Here is a 24,978-nt window from a genome sequence, read left to right as displayed (position 1 = left end):
TTTTGTTCTTGGCCCCCCCCCTGGGTTTGTCCCCGGGGGCCCCTGGGCGTCCAAATCCCTTGGGCCGGGGCGCCCACTCGTCTCCGAGTGGCCGCCCTTCCCGCGTGAACGCGCCGGCCCTTTGAGCCCGTTGCCGCGTCAGTCCTGTTGCTGCGTCAGCCCTGTTGCTGCGTCAGCCCTGTTGCCGCGTCAGCCCTGTTGCTGCGTCGGCTGCCCCTGGCCGCCGCCCGGTCCGCCGCCACAGCCGCCGCCCTGCCCGCCCCCAGTGGGCCCGCCGCTCGGCATACCCGAGGGAACACCGGTCGGCACACCCGTCGCGGTGCCGGTGGGGGCACCCGTCGGAGCCCCCGAGGCCGCGGCCCCCGTAGGCGCGCCGGACGGCACTCCGCTCGGCCGCCCGCCAGGCATCCCGCTCGGCGCCCCGCTCGGCCGTCGGCACCCTTCCTGCCCGGTCGTGCCGCCGTTCGACGACGCCGAGTCACCCGAGCCGCAGGCCGCCAGGGCGAGCGGCGTGAGCGCCAGCAGGGCGGCCGCGGGAAGGAGACGTACCGGCATCGTCGGCGCACGCTTCATGAGAGACAGCTCCAGAAAGGATGAGGAAGGTCTGAGACCGTCACTCAACCAAGGCCGCTTGGGCCTTCCTTGGGACCGCTCTGTGCGCCGCCTGTCAATCAGGCAAAGCGCGGCTCAAGTCACCGCGCCGCGCCGGTGGTCGATCCGGGACGGCCGTCAGGCCAGCCGTACGCGCGCCAGTTGGCGTGACTGCGCCACCAGCCGGTCCTGGCTGTCCCACACCTCGCCGTCCTCCTCCAGGAAGCCGCCCGCGAGGTTGCGGGTGGTGAGGGAGACGCGCACCGGGCCGGGGGCCGGGCGGCAGCGGACGTGGACGGTCAGCTCGATCGTCGGGACCCAGCCGGCGATGCCCAGGTCGAAGGCGGTGGGCGGCAGGGCGTCCACCGCGAGCAACAGGGAGAGCGGGTCGGCGTCGCGGCCGTCGGCGAGCCCGAACCAGGCCCGCATCTCGCCTTTGCCGGAGGGCTGTCCCAGCGCCCAGCCGACGGTGGACGGGTCGAGCTTGAGCATCAGCCGCTCGGCGATGGGCTGTTCGTCGGCGTCGGGGACGGGCCCGTCCTCGGGCCCGAAGCACTGGCCGATCGGCGAGAAGGCGGGCGGCTCGGCGGAGGTGCGGACGTCGTCGGGGAGGGCGTCGAGGTCGCCGTAGGAGGCGAGGACGCGCATCCGCTCGACTTCGCGGCCCTCGTCGTCGTACTGGAAGAGGGAGGCCTGGCCGGTGGAGAGGGTGCGGCCGGCGCGGACGGTCTCGGTGCGGACGACCGCCGGGCCGGGGCGCGAGGCGCTCAGGTAGTGCGCGGTGACGGTGAACGGGTCGCTGTGCGGCAGGGCGTCGGCGAGCGCGCGGCCCAGCACGGCGAGCAGATAGCCGCCGTTGACGGCACCGAAGATGGTCCAGCCGACCGAGAGGTCGGTGTCGTACACGCCGGGCTCGCGGAGGGTGACGGCGGTGTCCCGGTCGAACTCGCTGTCGCCGAGGGCGGCGGGGGCGATGGCTGCTTCAGGCATGCATGAACGGTACAACAGGCAATTACTAAGCGGTAGCTTTCCCATCCTTCCCGGACCCGCCCCCCTCCTCACGCCCAGGTGAAGGACGGGCAATTTCCCGGTAAGTGTCCGCACTCGTCCGTAAACCTCAGGCCCCTGTTTCCCCTCTCCAGAGGCATGAGCCTGACCGGGACCCCGTTCCTCTACACCCTGATAGCGCTGTCCGTCGTCGCCGTCGGACTGCCGCTTGCGCTCTGGTCGCGCCTGCGCGGACCCCGCGTGCTGCGTGCCGCGGCCCGGATGCTGATGCTGGTGTTCGCCCAGGGCACGGCCGTCGCGCTGGTCTTCGTGGTGGTCAACAACGACAACAACCTCTACGACGACTGGGCCGACCTGCTGGGCACCGGCAGCCATGTGCGGCAGGCCGCCGACCTGGGCGCCGACGGCACCGGCGGCATCGCCCTGGAGCGGCTGCCCCGGCTCCGGCAGACGTTCACCCGCGCCGACGGTCCCGGCATGCACGCGGCCGGCGGGGTGCGCGTCACGGAGCTGAAGGGCCGTGTCTCCGGCGTGACCGCCGAGGTCTATGTGTGGCTGCCCCCGCAGTACGACGACCCCGCCTACCGGAACCGTACGTTCCCCGTGGTGGAGCTGCTGCCGGGCTATCCGGGTTCGCCGAAGTCGTGGTTCGGGGCGCTGGGCGTGCACGAGCAGCTGCTGCCGCTGATGCGCGAGGGCAAGGTCGCGCCGTTCATCCTGGTCGCGCCGCGCACCACGCTGCTGCCCGGCGTGGACACCGGCTGCGCCAACGTGCCCGGCACGGTCAACGCCGACTCCTGGCTGAGCCTCGACGTGCCGAAGATGGTGAAGGACAACTTCCGGGCCGAACCCTCCCCGCAGGGCTGGGCGGTCGCCGGGTACTCGGCGGGGGCACACTGCGCGGCCAAGCTGGCCGTCGCCCACCCCGACCGCTACCGGGCGGCGGTCAGCATGTCCGGCTACAACGACCCGATCGGCGAGCGCGACTCGCTCACCGCGCAGAACCCGGCCCTGCGCCGGGCCAACAACCCCTGTCTGCTGCTGCGCGGGGCCTCCGCCCCGCCCGCCGTCGCGCTGTACGTCTCCGGCCAGCCGCACGACGGGTACGAGGCGGGCCTGGCCCTCCAGCGGGCGGCGAAGGCCCCGACGGCCGTGCACGTCGTCTACGTCCCGAAGAGCGCGGGCGGTCACAACATGGCGCTGTGGCGACCGCAGGTGGTACCCGCCTTCCGCTGGCTGACCACCCAGCTCGACCAGCGGGGCTCGGCCGACGCTACTCCTCCCGCACCGTCGAGCGACGGTTCCACGCACGCGGCGCTCGCCAGTGGAACCGCATCGCGAGCAGCCGCAGGACGAAGGCCGTGAGCGCGGCCACGCCGCTGGCCACCGGGGTGAGGACGTCGTAGCGGAGGCAGATCGCGACCATCGTGGCGCCGACGATCGCCGGGACCGCGTAGAGGTCGCGGTCCCAGCGCAGCAGTGAGGGCACCTCGTTGGCGAGGACGTCCCGCAGCACACCGCCGCCGACGGCGGTGGCCAGGCCCAGGGCCGCCGATGCGGTGAGGCCCAGGCCGTGGTCGTACGCCTTCACCGTGCCGGAGACGCAGAACAGGCCGAGGCCGGCCGCGTCGAAGACGTTCACGCCGGACTGGATGCGCTCCACGTGCGGGTGCAGGAAGACGACGAGGAGGGCGGCGAGCAGCGGGGTGAGGAAGTAGCCCAGGTCCGTGAAGGCCGCGGGCGGCACGGCCCCGATGATCACGTCCCGGAAGATGCCGCCGCCCAGCGCGGTGACCTCGGCGAGCACGGCGATGCCGAAGACGTCGAAGTTCTTCCGCACGGCCAGCAGCGCGCCGGAGATCGCGAAGACGAAGATGCCGATCAGGTCGAGCGTGTGCTGGACGGATGGGCTGAAGAGTTGCTGGAGCACCCTACTATTCTCACCCAGCACCGAGCCCCTGCCTTACATTGCAAGGCAGGGGCTCGTTTGCTGCTTACTTCTCCTTGGCGGGAGGCTCCTCTTCGGAAGCAGCGGCCTCGGGGGCGGCAGCCTCGGGCGCGTCCGCCTCGGGGGCCTCAGGGGTCTCCGCCTCGGGGGCCTCAGGGGTCTCCGCCTCGGAAGACTCAGGGGTCTCCGCCTCGGCCTCCGTCACCTCCGTCGCCTCAGACACCTCCGCCGCCACCGCCGCCGACGTCTGCGCCGACTCGGCGAGCACCTCGTCGGCCACCAGCGCCGCCGCTTCCTTCGCGGCCGTCAGCAGGACGGTGTCCTGCGGAGCCTGGTCCGCGAAGTTCTCCGGGTGGTGGCAGGCGACCTGCTGGCCCGGCCTCAGCTCGACGAGCTTCGGCTCGGTCGTCCTGCAGATCTCCGTCGCCTTCCAGCACCGGGTGTGGAACCGGCAGCCGGTGGGCGGCGAGATCGGCGAGGGCACGTCGCCCTTGAGCAGGATGCGCTCGCTCTTGGCGTTCTTGCGCCGCGGGTCCGGGATCGGCACCGCCGACATGAGCGCCTTGGTGTACGGGTGCATCGGCGCCTTGTACAGCAGGTCGCGGTCGGCCAGCTCGACGATCTTGCCGAGGTACATCACCGCGATCCGGTCCGAGACGTGCCGGACGACCGAGAGGTCGTGCGCGATGATCACGTACGTCAGGCCCAGCTCCTGCTGGAGGTCGTCGAGCAGGTTCACCACCTGGGCCTGGATCGACACGTCCAGCGCCGAGACCGGCTCGTCCGCCACGACCAGCTTCGGGTTCAGCGCGAGCGCGCGGGCGATGCCGATGCGCTGGCGCTGACCGCCGGAGAACTCGTGCGGGTAGCGGTTGTAGTGCTCGGGGTTGAGCCCCACGACGGACAGCAGCCGCTGCACTTCCTTCTTGATGCCGCCCTCGGGCGTGACGCCCTGGAGCTTGAAGGGAGCGCCGATGATCGTGCCGATGGTGTGGCGCGGGTTCAGCGACGAGTACGGGTCCTGGAAGATCATCTGCACGTCGCGGCGCAGCGGACGCATGCCGCTGACACCGAGGTGCGTGATGTCCCTGCCCTCGAACTCGACCGTGCCGCCGGTCGGTTCGAGCAGCCGGGTGATCAGCCGGCCCATCGTGGACTTGCCACAGCCGGACTCGCCCACCACGCCGAGGGTCTCGCCGGAGCGGACCTCGAAGTCGATGCCGTCCACCGCGTGCACGGCGCCGACCTGCCGCTGGAGCAGGCCCTTCTTGATCGGGAAGTGCTTCTTGAGCCCGGTCACCTTCAGCAGGACCTCGCCGGGGGCGGCGTCCTTGGTGAGGGTGGCGGCGCCGCTGCTCGGCTCGCCGTCGTTCTGCGCGGGGATGGTCACCGCTTTCTCGTCACTCACAGCTTCGGCGCAATCTCTTCGGTCCAGATACGCTCCCGCTGCTCCTTGCCCAGGTGGCAGGCGGCCCAGTGCCTGCTGCCGACCTCGGCCAGCTCCGGGCGGACCGTGCGGGTGACGTTGTCCTTCGGGAGGTCCGCGTACGGGCAGCGCGGGTTGAAGGCGCAGCCGGACGGGATGTTGATCAGGGAGGGCGGGGAGCCCTTGACCGGGATCAGGCGCTCCTGCTGGTCGCGGTCGAGTCGCGGCATCGAGCCGAGCAGACCCCAGGTGTAGGGGTGGCGGGGTTCGTAGAACACCTTCTCGGCGGGGCCGCGCTCGACGCACCGGCCGCCGTACATCACCAGGAGGTCGTCGGCCAGTTCGGCGACGACGCCCAGGTCGTGGGTGATGACGATGACCGCGGAGCCGAACTCCTTCTGGAGATCGCGGATCAGGTCGAGGATCTGCGCCTGGACGGTCACGTCCAGGGCGGTCGTCGGCTCGTCCGCGATGAGCAGCTCGGGGTTGTTCACCAGCGACATCGCGATCATCGCGCGCTGGCGCATGCCGCCGGAGAACTCGTGCGGGTAGTTGTCCACCCGCTTGTCCGGCTGCGGGATGCCCACCCGGTCGAGCATCTCGACCGCGCGTCGCTTGGCGGTCTTCTTGTCGACGTCGTGGTGGATGCGGTACGCCTCCACGATCTGCTGACCGATCGTGTAGTACGGGTGCAGCGCCGACAGCGGGTCCTGGAAGATCATCGCCATCTGACGGCCGCGCAGCTTGCGTACGTGGTCCGGGTCGGCGGACAGCAGCTCGGTGCCGTCCAGCCAGATCTCGCCCGAGATCTGGGCCTTGCGCTTGCCGTACTGGCCGGCGGTGTGCAGGCCCATGATGCCGAGCGAGGTCACCGACTTGCCGGAGCCCGACTCGCCCACGATGCCGAGGGTCTTGCCCTTCTCCAGCTGGAAGCTGAGTCCGTCGACGGACTTGACCAGGCCGTCGTCGGTCGGGAAGTGCACTTTCAGGTCGCGCACTTCGAGGAAGGCGCTCGGCGCGGGCGAGGCGGCGGTGGGTTCGCCCACGGCCGCTCCGCTCTTGCTGAGGTCGGTCATGTGAGCCTCACTCGGGGGTCGATCACGGCGTACAGGATGTCCACCACGAGGTTGGCGACGAGCACCGCGAGGGAAGTGATCAGGGTGACACCCAGGATGATGGGCAGGTCCTGGTTCTTGATGGCGTTGAGCACCGCCTGGCCGAGGCCGGGCAGGTTGAACGCCGTCTCGGTCAGGATCGCGCCGCCGATGAGGGCGCCCAGGTCCATGCCCAGCATGGTCAGCAGCGGCGTCATCGTGGAGCGCATGGCGTGCTTGCCGATGACGGTCCGCTCCTTGAGGCCCTTGGCGCGGGCGGTGCGGATGTAGTCCTCGCCGAGGATCTCCAGCATGGTGGCCCTGGTGATGCGGGCGTACATCGCCGCGTACAGGAACGCCAGGGTGATCCACGGCAGGATCATTCCGCCGAACCAGCCGGAGAAGCTGTCGTCCAGCGGGACGAACTGGCCGTCGAACAGATCCAGTCCGTACACGAAGATCGACAGCGCGACCATGCCGGTGAAGTAGATCGGGAGGGAGACGCCCGACAGCGCGATCACCATCGCGCCGCGGTCCCACAGACTGCCCCGCTTGAGCGCGGAGAGCACACCCGCCGAGACGCCGAGGAGCAGCCACAGCACGGCGGCGCCGAGCGCGAGGGCCAGGGTGACCGGGAAGCGGTCGGTCAGCACCGGCCAGACGGCCTGCTCGCTGCGGAAGGAGTAGCCGAAGCACGGCGCGGCGCAGTGGATGGAATCGCCGCCGCCCGTGTAGGTGCGGCCGGCGAAGATCCCCTTGAAGAACTCCCAGACCTGGGCGTAGATCGGGTCGCCCAGACCCAGCTTCTCGCGCACACCCTCGACCGCGGCCGGGTCGGCCTGCTTGCCCACGAAGCTCAAGGCGATGTCGACGCCCGCCCACTTGGGGATGAGGAAGAAGATGCCGAAGACCACCATGACGATGACCACAAGCATCACTACGGCGGCGAACAGCCGCCTGATGAGGTAAGCGAGCACAGCTCTCGGCCCGCCGCGGACCGCGGGCCACCGGAGGTCTTCCGGTGGCCCGCGCTGCCGCTGCGCCGGCCTTCACCTGCCTTTCGTGCCGTTCGGCGGGTGTGCCGGGACTACTTCTTCGGGTTCTTCAGACCGAGGTTGACGAAGTCGTACTGACCGCTGTAACCGTCGGTGGTGTAGACGTTCGCCAGGTTGTCCGAGCGCCAGTTGATGAACCGCTCGAAGACGAAGGGCAGGTAGTACGCGCCCTCCATCACCTTGTGGTTGATCTCCGTGGCGATCTTGGTCTTGCCGGCGTCGTCCAGGGTGGTGACGTACTGGTCGAACAGGCCGTCGATCGCCTTGTCCTTGATGAGCGCGTAGTTGTTGTTACCGCTCTCCGAGATGTACTTGCTGCTCCACAGCGGCAGACCGAAGCCCTGGACGGACGGGAAGTCCGGACCCCAGCCCATGATGATGATGCCGTAGCCCTTCTTCTTCACGTTCGAAGGGCTGCCGATGATGCCGGCGGTCTGCGAGCCGTCGTACTGGTCGATCTCGACGGTGATGCCGATCTTCTTCAGCGAGGCCTGGAGGGACTGGGCCGTGGCCACCTCGACCGGCTTGTTGTTGCGGACCGCGATGGTGGTCTTGAAGCCGTTCGGCTGACCGCAGGCCTTGAGGGCCGCCTTGGCCTCGGCGACGTTGCCGTTCTTGTTGTCACCGGCGAGCTTGTAGGGGTCGTACTTCTGGCCCTCGGCGCCCGGGACGGACGGCGGCAGCATGTTGGTGCCGATGTCGCCACCGGCGATCGGGCCGCCACGCGCGGTCTGGAGCGACACGTGGTCGGCACCGAGGATGACGGCCTTGCGGCACTCGATGTTGTTGAACGGCGCGACGCTCTGCGGGAAGACCGCGTAACGGACGTAGCCGGAGACCGGGTTGTCCAGGTTGGCCTTGTGCTGCTTCAGGGCGGTGGTGCGGCCCTGCGGCGACATGCCGGTCTGGTTCAGGTCGAGGTCCAGGTCACCGCTGAGCAGACGCTGGTCGAGCTGGTTGGCGTCCGAGAAGAACTGGATCGTTATCTCGTCCGGGTAGGCCTTGCGGACCGGGTCCGAGGCCTGCTTCCACTCGGTGTTGCGGACCAGCTTGAGGTCCTTGCCGGGGCTGTACGAGGCGAACTTGTACGGGCCCGAGGAGAACGGCTTCAGGCCGTACTTGGACTTGGTGTCCTTGTCCTGGCGGACCGGCGAGGCGGAGACCAGGGCCAGCATCTCCTCGAAGTCCGAGTTGGCCACGGGGAGCTTGAAGACGATGGTCTTGTCGTCCGGCGTCTCGATGGCCTTCAGACCGAGCTTGTCGGCCGAGGTGTCCTTGTAGGGACCCTTGTACTCGCCCTTGGGGTCGAGGACGTCCTTCAGGTACGTCGGACCGCCGGACAGCACGTCCTGCGCCCACACGCGCTCGATGCCGTACTTCACGTCCTTGGACGTGATCGGCTTGCCGTCCTCCCACGTGATGCCGTCACGCAGGGTGTACGTGTAGGTCTTGCCGTCGTCCGTGACCTTGGCGGTCTCGGTGGCGAGGTCCGGAGTGATCTCGGCACCCGCGGCGCCCGGCTCGGCCTTGTTCGTGACCAGCTGGCGGCTGTAGTAGCGGGCGAAGTTCCACATCATGCCGTAGTAGCCACGCGTGGTGTCCCACGAGTCGGCGTCCTGCGCGGCACCGAACTTCAGCGTGCCGCCCTTCTTGGCCAGGTCGGCCTGGGCGACCTTGTTGTTCGCGGCGTCGAAGCCGGCGGCACCGGTCTTCGAGCCGTTGTCGCCGTCGTCCGAACCGCCGCCGCACGCCGCCGTGGTCAGCAGCGCGGCGACCGCGGCAGCAGCGGCAAATGCCTGCTTCCGCCGCCCTGAGGTGCGTTGGGTAGTCACGATGTCGGATCCTCCGGATGTGATGAGAGACCCCGTGCAGATGCCACGGGAGGCTTGGGTGCGGTTCAGCGGGACGCCTTCGGGTCCAGCGCGTCCCGGACGCCGTCGCCGAAGAGGTTGAAGGCGAGCACGGTGATGAAGATCGCCAGGCCCGGGACCACCATGTACATGGGGTCGGACTCGTAGTAGTCGATCGCGCTCGAGAGCATCTGCCCCCACGAGGCCGTGGGCGGCTTGACGCCCACGCCCAGGAAGCTGAGCGCCGCCTCGGTGAGGATGTTGGTGGGGATCATCATCGTGGTGTAGACGACGATCGGGGCGACGAGGTTGGGCAGCAGTTCCTTGAACAGGATGTACAGCCGTCCGGCGCCCAGCGATCGGGCCGCCTCCACGTACTCGCGCTCTCGCAGCGAGAGCGTCTGACCGCGCACCACACGCCCGATGTAGGGCCAGCCGAAGAAGCCGATGACCAGGATCATCACGAAGACCCGCACGTTGGAGCCGGTGAGGCCCAGCAGGTCGTTCGGCATGACGGAGACCAGCGCGATGATGAACAGCAGCTGGGGGAAGGCGAGCAGACCGTCCATGACCCGGCTGACGACCGAGTCGACCCAGCCGCCGAAGAAGCCGGCGAGGATGCCCAGGACGGTGCCGAGGATCACGGCGACGACGGCCGACAGGAAGCCGACCAGCAGGGAGATCCGGGCGCCGTAGAGGATGCGGGCGAAGATGTCGCGGCCGTTGACCGGCTCGACGCCCAGCAGGTGTTCGCCGCTGATGCCGCCGAGGGAGCCCGTGGGGGTGCCGAACAGCGGGTCGATGAGGTTCTCGTGATACTCGTTCGGGTCCTGGCCGAGGATCGAGGTGATCACCGGGGCGAACAGCGCGACCACGACGAGGAGCAGCACCACGATGCCGCCGCTCAGGGCGAGTTTGTCCCGCTTCAGGCGCTCCCAGGCGATCCGACCCAGGGAACGGCCCTGTACGGCCTTCGCGTCGGCGGTGGCCACCGCCGCTTCCTCGGCCGGGCTCGGGGCCGCTTCCGCGGTCGGCTCGTGCAATGGTGCCGTCATCTGGCAGGGACCCCTCTCAACCGGCGGTAGCCGGCCCACACTTGCCGCTGTAGCGGCGTGATCAGTCCGTCGTACACAAGGGCGAAAGCACCCCTGATGCGGGAGTCTTCAACGCTTTGGCGATCTGTAGCCAGACTTGAAGGGGAATGGATGCGTAAACGTGATGCTCTCAGGAGGATTCCGTTATCCGGACGGCGGGTAACGAGGGGCGGACACGCACGAGTTGGGGCCTATCTACCCAAAAGGGGACTTACCGACCCGATCTACGCGCGAAGATTCACTGCGCCGACCCGAAGGAACGGGCGACGGGGCACATCAGAAGCGACCGGCCGGCGGGAAGCCGTAGCCGCCCGCGGGAGCCTGGGCGGCCGGGGCGTGCGCCTCGCGGTCGTAGAAGGGACGGGCGTGGGCGCGCATCCACAGGACGACCGGGTCGTAGTCGTCACTCATGGTGACCGTGGACACCGGCAGTCCGTCCGGTACCGCGCCGATGGACTGCTGCATCATCCCCCGCACCGCGTCCACGGCCTGCGGCGAGGTGTCGTAGACGTCGAGCCCGAGGGCGAGGTAGGGCGCGCCGACGGCCGGCTGGACCCAGGCGCGGCGCAGCGAGCGCAGGGCGGGGGTGCGGTGCGCGTTCTGCGCGAGCAGGGCGTAGAACTGCGGGATCTCGATGGCCGGCTCGGACAGCCGCAGCGGCCCGGCCGGCTGGCGGTCCAGGCCGGTGGCGATCCGCCGCAGGTCGAGCCAGGGGATGCCGACACCGCCGCCGGGGGCGTGCGGGTTCAGCCAGAGGCCGTAGTGGTCGGGGTAGAGGGTGCGGGCCATGTCCAGCCCGTCGACCACCTCGTACGACCGGTTCCAGCCGCTCGCGGACAGCTCCTGGGCGGAGGTGACACAGGGGGCGTAGCCGTGTCCCTCGACCTCCATCGTGCCGTACTGGGCGTCGGGGGAGCCGGCCTGACCGCGCCACAGCAGCATCCACACCTGGCCGGTGCCCGGGGTGGCGAGGGCGCGCAGGAGTGCCTCGTAGGCGTCGTAGCGCCCGGGGGTCACCTGGCGCAGCATGTGCTCGACCTGCCCGGCCGCGATGCCGCTGGCGCTCACCTGTACCGCCCCTTCGATAAGTTGCCCCGCTTTCGGGAGACCAGCTTAGGTCTCTTCGCCGACAACGGGCGCCCCGGAGGGGCCGGGTTGTCCGTCGCCGGCGGGGCCGGATCGGGGGCGGCCCGCCGCACCCTCGCGGCGCCGCCGCATACCGGTACGGAACGCCCGCGTGCGGGTGGGTTCAGTGGAGCCTGGAGTAGAAGGGCCGGACGTGTTCCCTCAGCCACCGGGCCACCGGGTCCTCCGTCACGTCGAGCAGGACGAGGTTGACCGGCCAGGGCGCCTGGGCCCGGCCGAGCGCCTTGCCGAGGGCCTCCAGGGGAAGCGCCCGCAGATCGCCCTCCCACTGGGAGAGTTCCACGCCGACGAACATCACCGGGTCGGCCGTCTCCACCGCGGCGAGGCAGCGGCGGGCGGTGAGGACGACGCCGATCGCCTCGAACTCGGCGGAGGCGGCGGACAGGAAGTCCACCGGGTCGTGCTGCCAGTCGGGCTCGTAGAGACGGACGCGACCACCGCTCGCCGGGCCGTCCAGCGGGGTGCGGCCGCTCCGGCACAGCTCGGCCACGGCCATCGGGGGCAGCGGGATGCCGACCGTGCCGTCCGGGTTCACCAGGATGCCGACCTGCGGGGGCAGTCCGCGGGCGAACTCGACGGCCGGGGCGACCGTGAACGACATGTGCGCGCCGACGACCTGCCGGAACTGCTCCTCGGAGCTGAACACGGGCACGTACGCCTGCCCCTCCAGCTCCAGCGTGGGCAGGTCCAGGGGGCCGCTGTGCGGGCCGCCCCCGCCGGGCAGCGGCACCCAGACGAAGCTGCGGCCGAGCACCTCCACGATCCGTCCGCCGGCCCCCGGCAGGCCGAGGGAGGCGGAGAGCACCTCTTCCAGCTCGTTGCCGGGCCATCCGCCGTGCGAATGGGGGTGCGCCTGTGCCGGGAAGTCCGCGGGGAAGTCCGCCGGGGGGAAGTCCATCTGCCTACCGCCTGCTGGGAACCACTGGATGTGGCTCAAAAGGCTATCGGGTACGGGGACGGACCCTCGGCGACCGGCCCCGTGCGGGCCCCGTGCGCGGGCCGTGGCCGGAGGGCCGTGACCGGAGGGCCGTGACCGGAGCGCCATGGCCGGAGCGCCGGTGAAGCCGATGCGGCGGAAGCCCGTACGCGGCCAGCCGGTCAAACCGACGCAGCCGAAGGCCATACGCGGCCAGCCGGTGAAGCCGATGCGGCGGAAGGCCGTGGGCGGTCAGCCGGTGAAGCCGATGCGGCGGAGGGTGTCGGCCGCGGCCCGGTCCAGCAGGACCGTCGAACCGCAGCCCTCGGGGAGGCGGCCCTTCTCCGCCGCGCGCAGCAGGTGGGAGGCGGCCCGGCGGTGGCGCCGGAACGCGTACCGGGACACGCCCCGGCCGCGCTCGCGCTGGCCCTCCAGGGCGGTGTCCACGGTGACGTCGAGCAGCACCATGTGCAGCGTGCCGCCACGGCGGCGGGCCTCGCGGGCCAGCCAGGCGCGCACCCAGGCCTGCGTACCGCAGTCGTGGACGACGACGCCCTCGCCGGTGCGCAGGGCACGGCGCAGACCGGCGTAGTGCGCGAGGCGGACGAGGGGACGGTAGAGGGCGTACGGCAGGGCGCGCGGCATGCGGGCGTCCCAGCGGTCGCGGGTGTCCTGGGAGTCGATGCGGGTGCCCGTCACCGCGCGCTTCATCAGCGTCGACTTGCCGCTGCCGGGCAGCCCGGTGACCACGACCAGGTCGCGGGGGCCGAACAGCAGGCCGTGCGGGCTGTGGCCGGCACGGTCGCGCAGATCGCGGACGACCGGGGCGGGCGGTGCGCCGCACGCCTCCCGGGCCGCGGCCTGCGGCTGCGCGGGCAGTGCGAGCGCCGGGCCGGCCGCGAGTGCCGAGCCGGTCGCGAGTGCCGTGGTCCTGTTCACCGTGATCGTCCTCCCCTGGGGTCAGACAAGTCTTCTCCCCGTCGAGCGTAAAGAGAAGGTAATGCGCACTGTCTTGCGTTTTCATGCGCTTACCGCCACAGGCCGGTTACAGATGCGGCCTGCCGTGATCGGGCATGGCGTGCGATGATGGCCGCGCCAACTGCATACCGGCCGTTTGAATCCGCGCGGGAGAGTCCCCACCGACAGTTTCGCTGGGGCGCCGAAGGAGCAAGTCCCTCCCTTGAATCTCTCAGGCACCGTTACCGCGCGGGCGAGGCACATCTGAAAAGCGAGTCACCCTTCGGTGGCTCCACCCAAGGTGCAACCCATGACCGAACCGTTCACGGACGGTCATGGCGAACCTCTCAGGTTCCGATGACAGATGGGGAGGAACGACCTCGCCGTCATGCCCTGGGAGACGAACGCCCGATGAGCAGTACCCCGCTCCGCCACACCGCCCTCGATGCCCTGCATCGTTCGCTCGGCGCGACCATGACCGACTTCGCCGGCTGGGACATGCCCCTGCGCTACGGCTCCGAGCGCGACGAGCACCACGCCGTCCGCACCCGGGCCGGCCTCTTCGACCTCTCGCACATGGGCGAGATCACCGTCACCGGTCCGCAGGCCGGCGCCCTGCTGAACTTCGCCCTGGTCGGCAACATCGCGGCGGTGGGCGTGGGCCGCGCCCGCTACACCATGATCTGCGACGCCGACGGCGGCATCCTCGACGACCTCATCGTCTACCGGCTCGCCGACACCGAATTCATGGTCGTCGCCAACGCCTCCAACGCCCAGGTCGTCCTGGACGCGCTGACCGCGCGCGCCGAGGGCTTCGACGCCGAGGTCCGCGACGACCGCGACGCCTACGCGCTCCTCGCCGTCCAGGGCCCCGAGTCCCCCGGCATCCTGAAGTCGCTCACCGACGCCGACCTCGACGGCCTCAAGTACTACGCCGGCCTGCCCGGCACCGTCGCCGGCGTCCCCGCGCTCATCGCCCGCACCGGCTACACCGGCGAGGACGGCTTCGAGCTGTTCGTGAAGCCGGAGCACGCCGTCGAGCTGTGGCAGGCCCTGACGAAGGCCGGCGAGGGCGTCGGCCTGATCGCCTGCGGCCTGTCCTGCCGGGACACGCTCCGCCTGGAGGCGGGCATGCCGCTGTACGGCCACGAGCTGTCGACCGCGCTGACCCCCTTCGACGCCGGCCTCGGCCGGGTCGTGAAGTTCGACAAGGACGGCGACTTCGTGGGCCGCGAGGCCCTCGCACAGGCCGCCGAGCGCGCCGCGACGAACCCGCCGCGCGTACTGGTCGGCCTGGTCGCCGAGGGCCGCCGGGTCCCGCGCGCCGGGTACGCCGTGGTCGCGGGCGGTGAGGTGATCGGCGAGGTCACCTCCGGCGCCCCCTCCCCCACGCTGGGCAAGCCGATCGCGATGGCGTACGTCGACGCCGCCCACGCGGCCCCGGGCACGCCGGGTGTCGGCGTGGACATCCGGGGCAGCCACGAGCCGTACGAAGTCGTGGCTCTGCCCTTCTACAAGCGCCAGAAGTAGAGACTGACGTACGGCCCGACAGGCCGGGCCGAGGTCCGCGCGCGTGACCCTGCGCACATTCACGCTGCTCACGTGCGTCTTCAGTAGTCCCCCATTCATCAGCACCCCCTCGCGTACAGGAGAATTCAGGCCATGAGCAACCCCCAGCAGCTGCGCTACAGCAAGGAGCACGAGTGGCTGTCGGGCGCCGAGAACGGCGTCTCGACGGTCGGCATCACGGAGCACGCGGCCAACGCGCTCGGCGACGTGGTCTTCGTCCAGCTCCCCGAGGTCGGTGCCACCGTGACCGCGGGCGAGTCCTGCGGCGAGCTCGAGTCGACCAAGTCGGTCAGTGAGCTGTACGCACCGGTCTCCGGCGAGATCGTCGAGGTCAACCAGGACGTCGTGGACGACCCGGCGCTGGTGAACTCCGCCCCCTTCGAGGGCGGATGGCTGTTCAAGGTACGCGTCACGGACGAGCCGGACGAGCTGCTCTCCGCCGACGAGTACACCGCCTACACCGCCGGCTGAGAGGTCACCAGACGTATGTCCGTCCTGAACACGCCCCTGCACGAGCTCGACCCGGAGATCGCCGCGGCGCTCGACGGCGAGCTGCGCCGCCAGCAGTCCACGCTCGAGATGATCGCCTCGGAGAACTTCGCTCCGCTCGCCGTCATGGAGGCGCAGGGCTCGGTCCTGACCAACAAGTACGCCGAGGGCTACCCCGGCCGCCGCTACTACGGCGGCTGTGAGCACGTCGACGTCGCCGAGCAGATCGCGATCGACCGGGTCAAGGAGTTGTTCGGCGCCGAGTACGCCAACGTCCAGCCGCACTCGGGCGCCTCCGCCAACCAGGCCGCCCTGTTCGCGCTGGCCCAGCCCGGCGACACCATCCTGGGCCTGGACCTGGCGCACGGCGGTCACCTCACCCACGGGATGCGGCTGAACTTCTCCGGCAAGCAGTTCGACGTGGTCGCCTACCACGTGGACGAGGCCGGACTGGTCGACATGGCCGAGGTCGAGCGCCTCGCCAAGGAGCACCGCCCGAAGGTGATCATCGCCGGCTGGTCGGCGTACCCCCGGCAGCTGGACTTCGCCGAGTTCCGCCGGATCGCGGACGAGGTCGAGGCGTACCTGTGGGTGGACATGGCGCACTTCGCCGGTCTCGTCGCGGCCGGCCTGCACCCGAACCCGGTCGAGTACGCGGACGTGGTCACCTCCACGACCCACAAGACGCTGGGCGGCCCGCGCGGCGGCATCATCCTGGCGAAGAAGGCCTTCGCGAAGAAGCTGAACTCGTCCGTGTTCCCGGGTTTCCAGGGCGGTCCCCTGGAGCACGTGATCGCGGCGAAGGCGGTGTCCTTCAAGGTCGCCGCCTCGGACGACTTCAAGGAGCGCCAGCGCCGTACGGTCGACGGCGCGCGCATCCTCGCCGAGCGGCTGACGGCGCCGGACGCCCGCGAGGCCGGGATCAACGTCCTGTCCGGTGGCACCGACGTGCACCTGATCCTGGTCGACCTGCGCGAGTCCGCGCTGGACGGGCAGCAGGCCGAGGACCGTCTCCACGAGGTCGGCATCACGGTCAACCGCAACGCGGTCCCGAACGACCCGCGGCCCCCGATGGTCACCTCGGGCCTGCGGATCGGCACGCCCGCCCTCGCCACCCGCGGCTTCACTGCCGAGGACTTCGCCGAGGTCGCGGACGTGATCGCGGAGGCGCTCAAGCCGTCCTACGAGGCGGAAGCCCTCAAGGCACGGGTCGTCGCGCTCGCGGAGAAGCACCCGCTGTACCCCGGTCTGAACAAGTAGTTCCCGTTTCCCGATGGGTTTCCGGGGGTGTCCCGCACACTGGTGAGTGGGCGGGGCACCCCACCGGAACCCTTCTGCACCACCCGTATTGAGGAGTCCCCGTGGCCATCTCGGTCTTCGACCTGTTCTCGATCGGCATCGGCCCGTCCAGCTCCCACACGGTCGGCCCGATGCGGGCGGCCCGCATCTTCGCGCGGCGGCTGCGCAACGAGGACCTGCTGGGCTCCGTCGCGTCCGTGCGCGCGGAGCTGTACGGCTCCCTCGGCGCGACCGGCCACGGCCACGGCACGCCGAAGGCCGTCCTCCTCGGCCTGGAGGGCGACTCGCCGCGCACGGTGGACGTGGAGACGGCGGACGCACGGGTGGAGCGGATCAAGGAGTCCGGCCGCATCCGGCTGCTCGGCGAGCACGAGGTCCCGTTCTCCTTCGACGACGACCTCGTCCTGCACCGCCGTAAAACCCTGGACTACCACGCGAACGGCATGACGCTCTGGGCGTACGACGCCGGGGGCGCGGAGCTGCTGTCGAAGACGTACTACTCGGTGGGCGGCGGGTTCGTCGTCGACGAGGACGCGGTCGGCGCGGACCGGATCAAGCTGGACGACACGGTCCTGAAGTACCCCTTCCGCACGGGCGACGAGCTGCTGCGCCTGACGCAGGAGACGGGCCTGTCGATCTCCTCGCTGATGCTGGAGAACGAGCGGGCCTGGCGCACCGAGGAGGAGATCCACGAGGGGCTGCTGGAGATCTGGCGGGTGATGCAGGCCTGCACGGCCCGCGGCATGTCCCGCGAGGGCATCCTGCCGGGCGGCCTGCGCGTACGCCGCCGCGCCGCCATGACGGCACGTCAACTCCGCGCGGAGGGCGACCCGTTGGCTCACTCCATGGAGTGGATCACGCTGTACGCGATGGCGGTGAACGAGGAGAACGCGGCCGGCGGCAGGGTCGTCACCGCCCCCACCAACGGCGCGGCCGGCATCATCCCCGCCGTCCTGCACTACTACGTCAACTTCGTCCCCGGCGCCGACGAGGAGGGCGTCGTCCGCTTCCTCCTCGCCGCCGGCGCGATCGGCATGCTCTTCAAGGAGAACGCCTCCATCTCCGGCGCCGAGGTCGGCTGCCAGGGCGAGGTCGGCTCGGCCTGCTCGATGGCGGCGGGCGCCCTCGCGGAGGTCCTCGGCGGCTCCCCCGAGCAGGTCGAGAACGCCGCGGAGATCGGCATGGAACACAACCTCGGCCTCACCTGCGACCCCGTGGGAGGCCTGGTCCAGATCCCCTGCATCGAACGCAACGGCATGGCCGCGGTGAAGGCGGTCACGGCGGCCCGCATGGCCATGCGCGGCGACGGCACGCACAAGGTGTCCCTCGACAAGGTCATCAAGACGATGAAGGAAACCGGCGCGGACATGTCGGTCAAGTACAAGGAGACGGCTCGGGGCGGGCTGGCGGTGAACATCATCGAGTGCTGAACTCCCGGCGACCCACCGGAGAATGGAAGCGGAGGTTCCGCCCCCGGCGTGTCGGGGCATAAAGCAACTCCCGTCCGTTCTCCTGTACTTCCGGGAGTTGCCCCATGCTCCGTGGTGTCGATGTCAGCGCCTATCAGTCCTCCGGTTACTCCACGGAAGGCCTCTCCTTCGTCTTCGTCAAGGCGACGGAGGGCCGTACCTACGTCAACCCGAAGCTCGCCGCCCAGACGAAACGGGCTCGTGACGCCGGCCTGGTCGTCGGCTTCTACCACTTCCTCTGGCCGGGCAACCTCACCGCCCAGGCGGAACACTTCCTTGCCAAGGCCCCGGACCGCCCCGGCGACATCCTCGCCGTCGACTGGGAGACGACGGGCGAGGGCAGCCACGCGAGCAACGCCGAGAAGGACCGCTTCATCCGGAAGGTGAAGGAGCTGCGGCCGCGGAACCGGGTCGTCCTGTACTGCAACAGGAACTACTGGCTGAACGTCGACGACACCTCGTACGCCGGCGACGGGCTCTGGATCGCCGACTACGTCACCGCGGGCAAGCCCCGTATCAAGGCGAAGTGGCGGTTCCACCAGTACACCGACGAGCCCCTCGACACGAACGTGGCGGACTTCGCGAGCCGGACCGCGCTGCGGGCGTGGGCGACGGTGGACTGAGCGGTCTCAGCCACTGAACTCCGGCTTGCGCTCCGGGCTCGCCTCGGCCAGGGCGCGGGTGACCTCGTCCACGCCGCCCCGCAGGCCGTACACCGGGGTGTCGGGCTGCTGGCGCCAGGAGTCGTCGATGCCGCCCGCGTCGACGGTGTCGAAGCCGAGTGCGTCGATCAGGGCCCGGACCTTCGCCTTGGCCGCCTCGTCGTCGCCCGCCACGGGCAGGGCCACGCGGCCGGGGGCGCCGGCCGGGAGCGGGCGGTCCAGGATGTCCTGGGCGTAGGTGCCGTTGAACGCCTTGATCACCGGGTGGCCGATCTGGCGTTCCGTCCAGCGGCTCTCCGTGATGCCCTCGTCCTCGATGGCGTCGATCCGGCCGTCGCGCTGCTGAGGGTAGTAGTTGCCCGTGTCGATGACGGCGACGCCCTCGGCGGCCTCGTCGAACAGGCCCTGGGGGAGGTCCGGGACCGCTTTCAGCGGGACGGTGACCACCACGACCTCGGCCCCGCGGGCCGCCTCCTCGACCCGTACGGGGGTCGCGCCCGTCTCCTCGGCCAGCTCCTTGAGCGTGTGCGGGCCACGGGAGTTGGCCACGGAGACGTCGTGGCCGAGGGCGGCGAGCCGCCGGGTGAGGTTGCCGCCGATGTTGCCCGCTCCGATGATGCCGATCTTCATGACGCACGCCCTTCCAGGTGACGTAGATGCATGCATGTGCATGCGCCTGCCGATCGGCGTCAACCTCGCCGGAGTGCGGGCTATTCCTCGGCGGGGGCGTTCGGGTGGCGCGGACCCCGTCGTGCCCGGTCGGCTCCGCTCACGCAGCAGCTCGAGCGTCGCTTCCGGATCCGTGCGCAAGGTCGACGCCGCGTCGTCGGGGCGCTCTCCGTGACGGCCTCGACGAGGGCCGTGTGGGTCTCGTCGCCGTGGCCGGGGTGCTTCTCGCGCAGGCCGGTCAGGGACAGCAGATCGAGCAGAGGCTCTCGCAGGACGGGGGTGAACTCGGCGAAGAGCGCGGTGAGGACCGGGTTGCGGGCGGCGGCGACGACCGCCGCGTGCAGGGTGATGTCGGCGTCCACGAAGACCGCGTCGGCGGCGTCGTCGGCGTCGGACGCCGCCCGGCGTCCGACCAGCGCCGCCCGCAGCGCGGTGACGTCCTCGGGTGTGCGTCGCTGTGCGGCGAGACGGGCCGCGAGGAACTCGACGCCGAGGCGGACCTCGTGGACGTCGGTCACGGCGGCCCTCCGCAGTCGGGCCGGCCGGTCCTCGGCGGGTTCGGTGGCGATCACGAAGACGCCGGAGCCGTGCCGGGGCCGCACGAGACCGGCCCCGGCGAGCGCGCGCAGCGCCTCGCGGACCGTGCAGCGGCCGATGCCGAGATCCTTGTCTCGACGACGGGGAGGTACGGCTGTCGTCCTGGTCCTGCCACGAGGTCGCGCCGGGCGTCCACCGGTTCGTGTGCGAGGTTCGGGCATGAGAGAGGGGCGCCCCGGCGGACCGGGGCGCCCCTGGGGCCTCACGCGCTGAGACGGACCCGCGTCACTTGCTCAGGTAGGCCCAGAACTCGTCGAACGACAGAGCCTTGTCGCCGTCCAGGTCGCGGCTCTTGATGACGGCCTCGGCGACCGTGTCGGTGACGTTCCAGTCGCCCCCCTGGGCAAGGGCGGTCTTGAACTCGGCCGCGGTGATGAAACCGTCACCGTCCGTGTCGATCCGCTGGAACTGCTTGCGTGCTTCTTCGATGTCCGCCACCGGTCCGCCCCTCTTCTTCATACCTTGCGGTGCTGCGTTGCCGTCGTACTGACGCAGGTCAGATTAACGGTCCGGGTGAGCGCGCAGTGCGGCCACCACCCAGGTGAACTCGCGCTCGTAGCCCTCGGCGGGTTCCAGGCCGTTCAGCACCGCCGACAACTCGCGGTAGCGGGCCACCCGGACATTGGCCGCCGCGGTGAGCCGGTCCAGTACGGCGGCCCGGTCGGCGTCCCCGAGGAGGCCGCGCAGGATGCCGTCGGCCTCCGGGGAGTCGGGGGCCGTGCCGTCGCGCAGGGCCTCCCCGGCGAGCTGGATCAGGCGGCTCATGAACCACAGGGAGGTTCCCGCGGGGACCTCGGGGCCGCGGTCGGCCGCGTTGAACTCGACCATCGTGCGCATCAGGGTGCGGAACTCCGGGTCCTGGATCAGCTCCGCCAGCTCCACCCAGGCGTCGACCTGCTCGGGGGTGGGGTCGTCGGGCAGGTGGGCCGCGTGGAAGCGCAGCCGGGTGCGGATGTCGGGGTCGGCCGTGTCGAGTCCGTCGAAGATCTCGGCCAGGAACTCGTCGACGATCCGCCTGCGCTCGGCGGCGGACAGTCGTGCCAGCTTGTTCATCAGGGTCATCTCCTCTGCGGTCGAGCCGCGTCGTGCCACGGTCGACAGCACCGCGCGGGTCACCCTCAGCGAGCGGATCTGCGCGTCCAGGGCGGTCACGTGGGCCGCCGCGACCCGCGCCACCGTCGTCTCGCCCGCCAGCACCCGGCGCACGGCGTCCAGGCCGAGGCCCAGCTCGCGCAGGGTGCGGATCAGCTCCAGGCGGGCGACGGACTCGGCGTCGTAGAGCCGGTAGCCGCCCGCGCTGCGGGTGACCGGGTTCAGGACTCCCTCGTCGGACCAGTAGCGGATGGTGCGCACGGTCAGGCCGGTGGTCCTGGCCAGCTCGCCGATGGTGAAAAGCCCAGTGCCGTCGTCGATCATGTGTGTGAGTGTGGGCCTTCCAGTGGGTGGAGACTCAAGGAGCGGCAAGGAGTGCTGTGGAGACGTTGCGGGACGTTCTCGACGCGGCGGCGCGGGGCGTGTTCCCGCCCGCGGACGGCCGTACGACGATCGTGCCCCAGGCCTGCCGGCGGGACGCGGGCGTGCTGTCCTTCACCGCGCACTCGGTCGTGTTCACCGACGAGGACCCGGAGTGGGTGCGGGCGGCGCTGCGCGCGACCGACTGCGACGCGCTGGCGGCGACGCTGAACGCCCGCTTCCTGACGGCGTTCATGGACCGCACGGGCCGCCGGACCGACACCGTCGACGCGATGGTGGTGGGCTCCCCGCTCACGGGCCGGCCGGCCGTGGAGCTGACGGAGATCGACGATCCCTACCATCCCCGGGTGATCAGTTCGCGCAAGCGGCGCGACGACGTGCGGGTGTGGACGGCGGACGGCGGCGTGCTGGTCCTGGGCCGCGGGATCGCCGGGCGGCTGGAGGCCGCGGTCGAGGTCGACGCGGACGTACGGCACCGGGGGCTGGGGCGGGCCCTGGTGACGGCGGCCCGGCAGCTGTCCGGGGGCGAGCCGGTGTGGGCGCAGATCTCGCCGGGGAACGCCCGCAGCATGCGGGCGTTCCAGGCGGCGGGTTACGTGCCGGTGGGGGCGGAGGCGCTGCTCACCGCCCGCTAGGGACGGGTCAGTGCCAGGCCTCGTAGTGCGGGTTGCTCTCGCAGCCGCTCATGTTCTCGACCTTGGTGGTCTTGTTCACCGGACAGACGCCGATGATGTACTTCCGGTCGACGCCGCCGGGGAAGGCGACCTCGACCTGGTCGGCCCATTTGTGGGTGTCGCCGATGGTCTTGTTGACGTCGATGCCGCCGGGGGCGTCGATGTAGTAGTTGTAGCCGGACTTCCACCACGTCTTGTAGAGGTCGTGGTCGTACGTCGTGGACACGTACGGGGAGGGCTGGTTGACCAGGACGTACTTCTCGATGTCGTACTGGCCGTTCACCACGTCCCTGGCGTGGAAGCCCTCCTTGAAGACGATCTCCGGGCCGCGGCCGTCGCTGCGGTAGAGGGTGCCGCAGGTGGTGCGCCAGACCGGGGCGGGGGTGATCCGGCCGAGGTCGACGTCGCGGTTGACGGCGGCCTTGAGCTTGTCGTCGAACTGGGGGCAGGCCGGGGCGGCCTTGGCCGGGGCGGCGGTGGGGACGGTGGCGGCCGAGGTGGCGAGGACGGCGGCGAGGGAGAGGACGGCGGCAGCGGCCCGGCGCCGAAGGCGAGTTGTGATCATGCGGGGCACGATCCCGGTTCGGCGGCGGCCGGTTGCGGATCATCACCCGTTGGCGGCGTGTCCGCTGACCGTCCGTCAACATCCCTGCCTGGTACGGAACTTTGCAGGGAAGATGCCGTCAGGCCGTCACCCTGAGGAGGAGCACCGACCTGGCCGGGACCGTCACCCCCGTCCCCGCCCGGTGCGTGACCGCCGGGGCGGTCCCCTGGTCCTCGACGGAGGTGTCCACCACGACCTCGTAGCGGTCCGCCCATGGCGGGCCCGGCAGGACGAAGTTCGCCGGACGGTCCCCCGCGTGCAGAAGGGCGAGGAAGCTGTCGTCCGTGATCGGGGTACCCCGTTCGTCGCGGCCGGGGATGTCCCGGCCGGAGAGGTACATGCCGAGCGTGGCCGCGGGCGCGTACCAGTCCCGTTCCGTCATCTCGGTGCCGCGCGCCGTGAACCAGGCCAGGTCGCGCAGCCCGTCCACCGAGTGGGCCCGGCCGGAGAAGAACGCCCGGCGGCGCAGGACGGGGTGGCGGTGGCGCAGGGCGATCAGGCGGGCGGTCAGGTCGTACAGGGCCTTCCAGCCGGGGTCCTCCAGCAGGGTCCAGTCCAGCCAGCTGATCTCGTTGTCCTGGCAGTACGCGTTGTTGTTGCCGCCCTGGGTGCGGCCCAGTTCGTCGCCCGCGACCAGCATCGGCACGCCCGTCGACAGCAGCAGGGTGGTCGTCAGGTTGCGCAGCTGCCGGCGCCGTAGCGCGCGGACCCGCTCGTCGTCCGTCTCGCCCTCGGCGCCGCAGTTCCAGGAGCGGTTGTCGTCCGTGCCGTCCCGGTTGCCCTCGCCGTTGGCCTCGTTGTGCTTGCGCTCGTAGGAGACCAGGTCGCGCAGGGTGAAGCCGTCGTGGGCCGTGACGAAGTTGACGGAGGCGTAGGGGCGCCGGCCGCCCCAGGCGTACAGGTCGCTGGAGCCCGACAGGCGGTAGCCCATCTCGCGGACGTCCGGGAGGGCGTGCCGCCAGAAGTCCCGTACGGCGTTGCGGTAGCGGTCGTTCCACTCGGTCCACAGCGGGGGGAACGCGCCCACCTGGTAGCCGCCCGAGCCCACGTCCCAGGGTTCCGCGATCAGCTTGACCCGGCGCAGCACCGGGTCCTGGGCGATCACCGCGAGGAACGGCGACAGCATGTCCACGTCGTGCATGGAGCGGGCGAGGGCGGCGGCCAGGTCGAAGCGGAAGCCGTCGACGCCCATCTCCGTGACCCAGTAGCGCAGCGAGTCCGTGATCAGGCGCAGTACGTGCGGCTGCACCACGTGCAGGGTGTTTCCGCAGCCCGTGTAGTCGGCGTACCGGCGGGCGTCCGACTGGAGCCGGTAGTAGCCGCGGTTGTCGATGCCCTTCAGGGACAGCGTCGGACCCAGCTCGCCCGCCTCCGCGGTGTGGTTGTAGACCACGTCGAGGATCACCTCGATGCCGGCCGCGTGCAGTGCGCGCACCATCCGTTTGAACTCGCCGACCTGTCCGCCCGTCGTCCCGGCGGAGGCGTATCCGGCGTGCGGGGCGAAGTAGCCGATGGAGTTGTAGCCCCAGTAGTTGCGCAGTCCCCGGCGCAGCAGGTGGTCCTCGTGGGCGAACTGGTGGACCGGGAGCAGTTCGACGGCCGTGACGCCGAGGTTCACCAGGTGCTCGACGGCGGCCGGGTGCGCCAGGCCGGCGTAGGTGCCGCGCAGTTCCTCGGGGATGCCGGGGTGCCGCATGGTGAAGCCGCGCACGTGCAGCTCGTAGATGACCGAGTCGGCCCAGGGGGTCTTGGGGCGGCGGTCGTCGGCCCAGTCGTCGTCATCGTGGACGACGACGCCCTTGGGGACGTACGGCGCGGAGTCCCGTTCGTCGCGGACGGTGTCGGCGACCTGCTGCTGCGGCCAGTCGCGGACGTGCCCGTACACCTCGGGCGGCAGGCGGAACTCTCCGTCCACGGCGCGGGCGTACGGGTCGAGGAGCAGCTTCGCCGGGTTCCAGCGGGCGCCGGTCCACGGGTCCCAGCGGCCGTGCACCCGGTAGCCGTAGCGCTGGCCGGGCATCACGCCGGGCACGAAGCCGTGCCAGATCTCGTGCGTGAGTTCGGTCAGCCGGGCGCGGGTCTCGCGGCCCTGTTCGTCGAAGAGGCACAGCTCGACGGCCTCGGCGCCGCCCGCCCACAGGGCGAAGTTGGTGCCGGCGACGCCGTCGGGGCCGACCCGGAAGCGGGCGCCGAGGGGCATGGAGGCGCCGGGCCACACGGGCACGCCGGGCGTCCTTCGCGGTGCCCCGTTCACGACGGCGGACGCGGCGGGGCTCGCCTCCGCCACCGCCTCCTGCTCGGCTGCGCTGGACACCGTTCAGCCTCCCGCGGCTCATGGCACGACGCGGGCCCGGGGCGTACGGCGTCCCGTCCGCTGCTCCCCTTGGC

The 24,978-nt window shown here is 70.8% G+C and carries 22 protein-coding genes, 1 pseudogene and 1 riboswitch; of the genes and pseudogenes, 7 read left to right on the top strand and 16 right to left on the bottom strand.

All coding sequences use genetic code 11. The features are described 5' to 3' along the window. Nucleotides 1-729 precede the first annotated feature (729 nt). Entirely contained in the window at nucleotides 730-1,581 is an 852-nt protein-coding gene (locus tag ACFWJX_RS06705; RefSeq protein ID WP_383237846.1) for a thioesterase family protein, read from the bottom strand. Nucleotides 1,582-1,737: 156 nt separating this feature from the next. Between ACFWJX_RS06705 and ACFWJX_RS06700 the strand changes: the two genes are divergently transcribed. Then, complete coding sequence (locus ACFWJX_RS06700) at nucleotides 1,738-2,964, top strand: alpha/beta hydrolase (protein ID WP_383237844.1); 1,227 nt, start codon at nucleotides 1,738-1,740, stop codon at nucleotides 2,962-2,964. Here ACFWJX_RS06700 and ACFWJX_RS06695 read toward each other — a convergent pair. The 9 genes from ACFWJX_RS06695 to ACFWJX_RS06655 form a co-directional block, all read right to left on the bottom strand. After that, complete coding sequence (locus ACFWJX_RS06695) at nucleotides 2,873-3,529, bottom strand: trimeric intracellular cation channel family protein (protein WP_383237841.1); 657 nt, start codon at nucleotides 3,527-3,529, stop codon at nucleotides 2,873-2,875. The two genes, ACFWJX_RS06700 and ACFWJX_RS06695, sit on opposite strands and share 92 nt — an antisense overlap. Before the next feature lie 64 nt (nucleotides 3,530-3,593). Further along, entirely contained in the window at nucleotides 3,594-4,937 is a 1,344-nt protein-coding gene (locus ACFWJX_RS06690; protein ID WP_383238468.1) for an ABC transporter ATP-binding protein, read from the bottom strand. Nucleotides 4,938-4,951: 14 nt separating this feature from the next. Further along, nucleotides 4,952-6,049: an ABC transporter ATP-binding protein gene (locus ACFWJX_RS06685; RefSeq protein WP_073497465.1), complete on the bottom strand. Its 1,098-nt coding sequence runs from the start codon at nucleotides 6,047-6,049 to the stop codon at nucleotides 4,952-4,954. After that, nucleotides 6,046-7,044: an ABC transporter permease gene (locus ACFWJX_RS06680; RefSeq protein WP_383237838.1), complete on the bottom strand. Its 999-nt coding sequence runs from the start codon at nucleotides 7,042-7,044 to the stop codon at nucleotides 6,046-6,048. Before ACFWJX_RS06680 ends, ACFWJX_RS06685 begins: the two co-directional genes overlap by 4 nt. 110 nt (nucleotides 7,045-7,154) lie before the next feature. Further along, complete coding sequence (locus ACFWJX_RS06675) at nucleotides 7,155-8,954, bottom strand: ABC transporter substrate-binding protein (RefSeq protein ID WP_383237835.1); 1,800 nt, start codon at nucleotides 8,952-8,954, stop codon at nucleotides 7,155-7,157. Between the two features lie 65 nt (nucleotides 8,955-9,019). Continuing rightward, nucleotides 9,020-10,027: an ABC transporter permease gene (locus ACFWJX_RS06670; RefSeq protein ID WP_383237833.1), complete on the bottom strand. Its 1,008-nt coding sequence runs from the start codon at nucleotides 10,025-10,027 to the stop codon at nucleotides 9,020-9,022. A gap of 315 nt (nucleotides 10,028-10,342) precedes the next feature. Continuing rightward, nucleotides 10,343-11,134: an enhanced serine sensitivity protein SseB C-terminal domain-containing protein gene (locus ACFWJX_RS06665; protein WP_383237830.1), complete on the bottom strand. Its 792-nt coding sequence runs from the start codon at nucleotides 11,132-11,134 to the stop codon at nucleotides 10,343-10,345. A gap of 181 nt (nucleotides 11,135-11,315) precedes the next feature. Further along, the gene (locus ACFWJX_RS06660) at nucleotides 11,316-12,110 is read right to left on the bottom strand and encodes an enhanced serine sensitivity protein SseB (protein WP_383237827.1); all 795 of its coding nucleotides are present in this window, start codon (nucleotides 12,108-12,110) and stop codon (nucleotides 11,316-11,318) included. A 270-nt stretch (nucleotides 12,111-12,380) separates the two neighbouring features. After that, nucleotides 12,381-13,067, bottom strand: a complete 687-nt coding sequence (locus tag ACFWJX_RS06655) for an AAA family ATPase (RefSeq protein ID WP_383237825.1) — start codon at nucleotides 13,065-13,067, stop codon at nucleotides 12,381-12,383. Between the two features lie 176 nt (nucleotides 13,068-13,243). Further along, nucleotides 13,244-13,343, top strand: a riboswitch (glycine riboswitch). A gap of 153 nt (nucleotides 13,344-13,496) precedes the next feature. Between ACFWJX_RS06655 and gcvT the strand changes: the two genes are divergently transcribed. From gcvT to ACFWJX_RS06630, 5 genes are all read left to right on the top strand, one after another. Next, the gene (gene gcvT, locus ACFWJX_RS06650; RefSeq protein WP_383237822.1) at nucleotides 13,497-14,615 is read left to right on the top strand and encodes a glycine cleavage system aminomethyltransferase GcvT; all 1,119 of its coding nucleotides are present in this window, start codon (nucleotides 13,497-13,499) and stop codon (nucleotides 14,613-14,615) included. A 132-nt stretch (nucleotides 14,616-14,747) separates the two neighbouring features. Then, a complete protein-coding gene (gene gcvH / locus ACFWJX_RS06645) occupies nucleotides 14,748-15,125 on the top strand; it encodes a glycine cleavage system protein GcvH (RefSeq protein ID WP_383237819.1) in 378 nt (125 codons plus the stop codon). 15 nt (nucleotides 15,126-15,140) lie between these two features. Continuing rightward, nucleotides 15,141-16,403, top strand: coding sequence for a serine hydroxymethyltransferase (gene glyA / locus ACFWJX_RS06640; protein WP_383237816.1), 1,263 nt, complete (start codon nucleotides 15,141-15,143; stop codon nucleotides 16,401-16,403). A 101-nt stretch (nucleotides 16,404-16,504) separates the two neighbouring features. Next, nucleotides 16,505-17,872, top strand: coding sequence for an L-serine ammonia-lyase (locus ACFWJX_RS06635; protein ID WP_383237813.1), 1,368 nt, complete (start codon nucleotides 16,505-16,507; stop codon nucleotides 17,870-17,872). A 104-nt stretch (nucleotides 17,873-17,976) separates the two neighbouring features. Continuing rightward, complete coding sequence (locus tag ACFWJX_RS06630; protein ID WP_383237810.1) at nucleotides 17,977-18,534, top strand: glycoside hydrolase family 25 protein; 558 nt, start codon at nucleotides 17,977-17,979, stop codon at nucleotides 18,532-18,534. Between the two features lie 6 nt (nucleotides 18,535-18,540). Here ACFWJX_RS06630 and ACFWJX_RS06625 read toward each other — a convergent pair whose 3' ends face one another. From ACFWJX_RS06625 to ACFWJX_RS06610, 4 genes and pseudogenes are all read right to left on the bottom strand, one after another. Continuing rightward, the gene (locus ACFWJX_RS06625) at nucleotides 18,541-19,203 is read right to left on the bottom strand and encodes an NADPH-dependent F420 reductase (protein ID WP_383238465.1); all 663 of its coding nucleotides are present in this window, start codon (nucleotides 19,201-19,203) and stop codon (nucleotides 18,541-18,543) included. A gap of 135 nt (nucleotides 19,204-19,338) precedes the next feature. Then, nucleotides 19,339-19,910, bottom strand: a pseudogene (locus ACFWJX_RS06620) (FadR/GntR family transcriptional regulator); the annotation flags it as partial. A gap of 154 nt (nucleotides 19,911-20,064) precedes the next feature. Next, entirely contained in the window at nucleotides 20,065-20,277 is a 213-nt protein-coding gene (locus tag ACFWJX_RS06615) for an EF-hand domain-containing protein (protein ID WP_383237807.1), read from the bottom strand. A gap of 63 nt (nucleotides 20,278-20,340) precedes the next feature. After that, nucleotides 20,341-21,255 (bottom strand): MerR family transcriptional regulator, encoded by a 915-nt coding sequence (locus ACFWJX_RS06610; protein ID WP_383237804.1) that lies wholly within the window; start codon nucleotides 21,253-21,255, stop codon nucleotides 20,341-20,343. A 56-nt stretch (nucleotides 21,256-21,311) separates the two neighbouring features. Between ACFWJX_RS06610 and ACFWJX_RS06605 the strand changes: the two genes are divergently transcribed. Beyond that, nucleotides 21,312-21,947, top strand: a complete 636-nt coding sequence (locus tag ACFWJX_RS06605; RefSeq protein ID WP_383237801.1) for a GNAT family N-acetyltransferase — start codon at nucleotides 21,312-21,314, stop codon at nucleotides 21,945-21,947. A gap of 7 nt (nucleotides 21,948-21,954) precedes the next feature. On the opposite strand, the gene ACFWJX_RS06600 is transcribed toward ACFWJX_RS06605, so the two are convergent. Beyond that, the gene (locus ACFWJX_RS06600) at nucleotides 21,955-22,551 is read right to left on the bottom strand and encodes an ADP-ribosyltransferase (RefSeq protein WP_383237798.1); all 597 of its coding nucleotides are present in this window, start codon (nucleotides 22,549-22,551) and stop codon (nucleotides 21,955-21,957) included. A 118-nt stretch (nucleotides 22,552-22,669) separates the two neighbouring features. Next, on the bottom strand, nucleotides 22,670-24,904 hold the full coding sequence (gene glgX, locus ACFWJX_RS06595) for a glycogen debranching protein GlgX (RefSeq protein ID WP_383237795.1): 2,235 nt from the start codon (nucleotides 24,902-24,904) through the stop codon (nucleotides 22,670-22,672). Nucleotides 24,905-24,978: the final 74 nt, after the last annotated feature.

This window comes from Streptomyces sp. NPDC058335, assembly GCF_042723915.1.
GTDB lineage: Bacteria > Actinomycetota > Actinomycetes > Streptomycetales > Streptomycetaceae > Streptomyces.
Note: the sequence above shows the minus strand (reverse complement) of the source record. Positions and strands in the feature narration are given on the sequence as shown.

Coding starts and splice junctions, on each gene's coding strand:
- ACFWJX_RS06670 (WP_383237833.1), bottom strand. CDS start 10,027: ATGACGGCACCATTGCACGAGCCGACCGCGGAAGCGGCCCCGAGCCCG.
- ACFWJX_RS06660 (WP_383237827.1), bottom strand. CDS start 12,110: ATGGACTTCCCCCCGGCGGACTTCCCCGCGGACTTCCCGGCACAGGCG.
- ACFWJX_RS06700 (WP_383237844.1), top strand. CDS start 1,738: ATGAGCCTGACCGGGACCCCGTTCCTCTACACCCTGATAGCGCTGTCC.
- gcvT (WP_383237822.1), top strand. CDS start 13,497: ATGAGCAGTACCCCGCTCCGCCACACCGCCCTCGATGCCCTGCATCGT.
- ACFWJX_RS06685 (WP_073497465.1), bottom strand. CDS start 6,049: ATGACCGACCTCAGCAAGAGCGGAGCGGCCGTGGGCGAACCCACCGCC.
- ACFWJX_RS06625 (WP_383238465.1), bottom strand. CDS start 19,203: ATGAAGATCGGCATCATCGGAGCGGGCAACATCGGCGGCAACCTCACC.
- ACFWJX_RS06705 (WP_383237846.1), bottom strand. CDS start 1,581: ATGCCTGAAGCAGCCATCGCCCCCGCCGCCCTCGGCGACAGCGAGTTC.
- ACFWJX_RS06600 (WP_383237798.1), bottom strand. CDS start 22,551: ATGATCACAACTCGCCTTCGGCGCCGGGCCGCTGCCGCCGTCCTCTCC.
- ACFWJX_RS06630 (WP_383237810.1), top strand. CDS start 17,977: ATGCTCCGTGGTGTCGATGTCAGCGCCTATCAGTCCTCCGGTTACTCC.
- glyA (WP_383237816.1), top strand. CDS start 15,141: ATGTCCGTCCTGAACACGCCCCTGCACGAGCTCGACCCGGAGATCGCC.
- ACFWJX_RS06610 (WP_383237804.1), bottom strand. CDS start 21,255: ATGATCGACGACGGCACTGGGCTTTTCACCATCGGCGAGCTGGCCAGG.
- gcvH (WP_383237819.1), top strand. CDS start 14,748: ATGAGCAACCCCCAGCAGCTGCGCTACAGCAAGGAGCACGAGTGGCTG.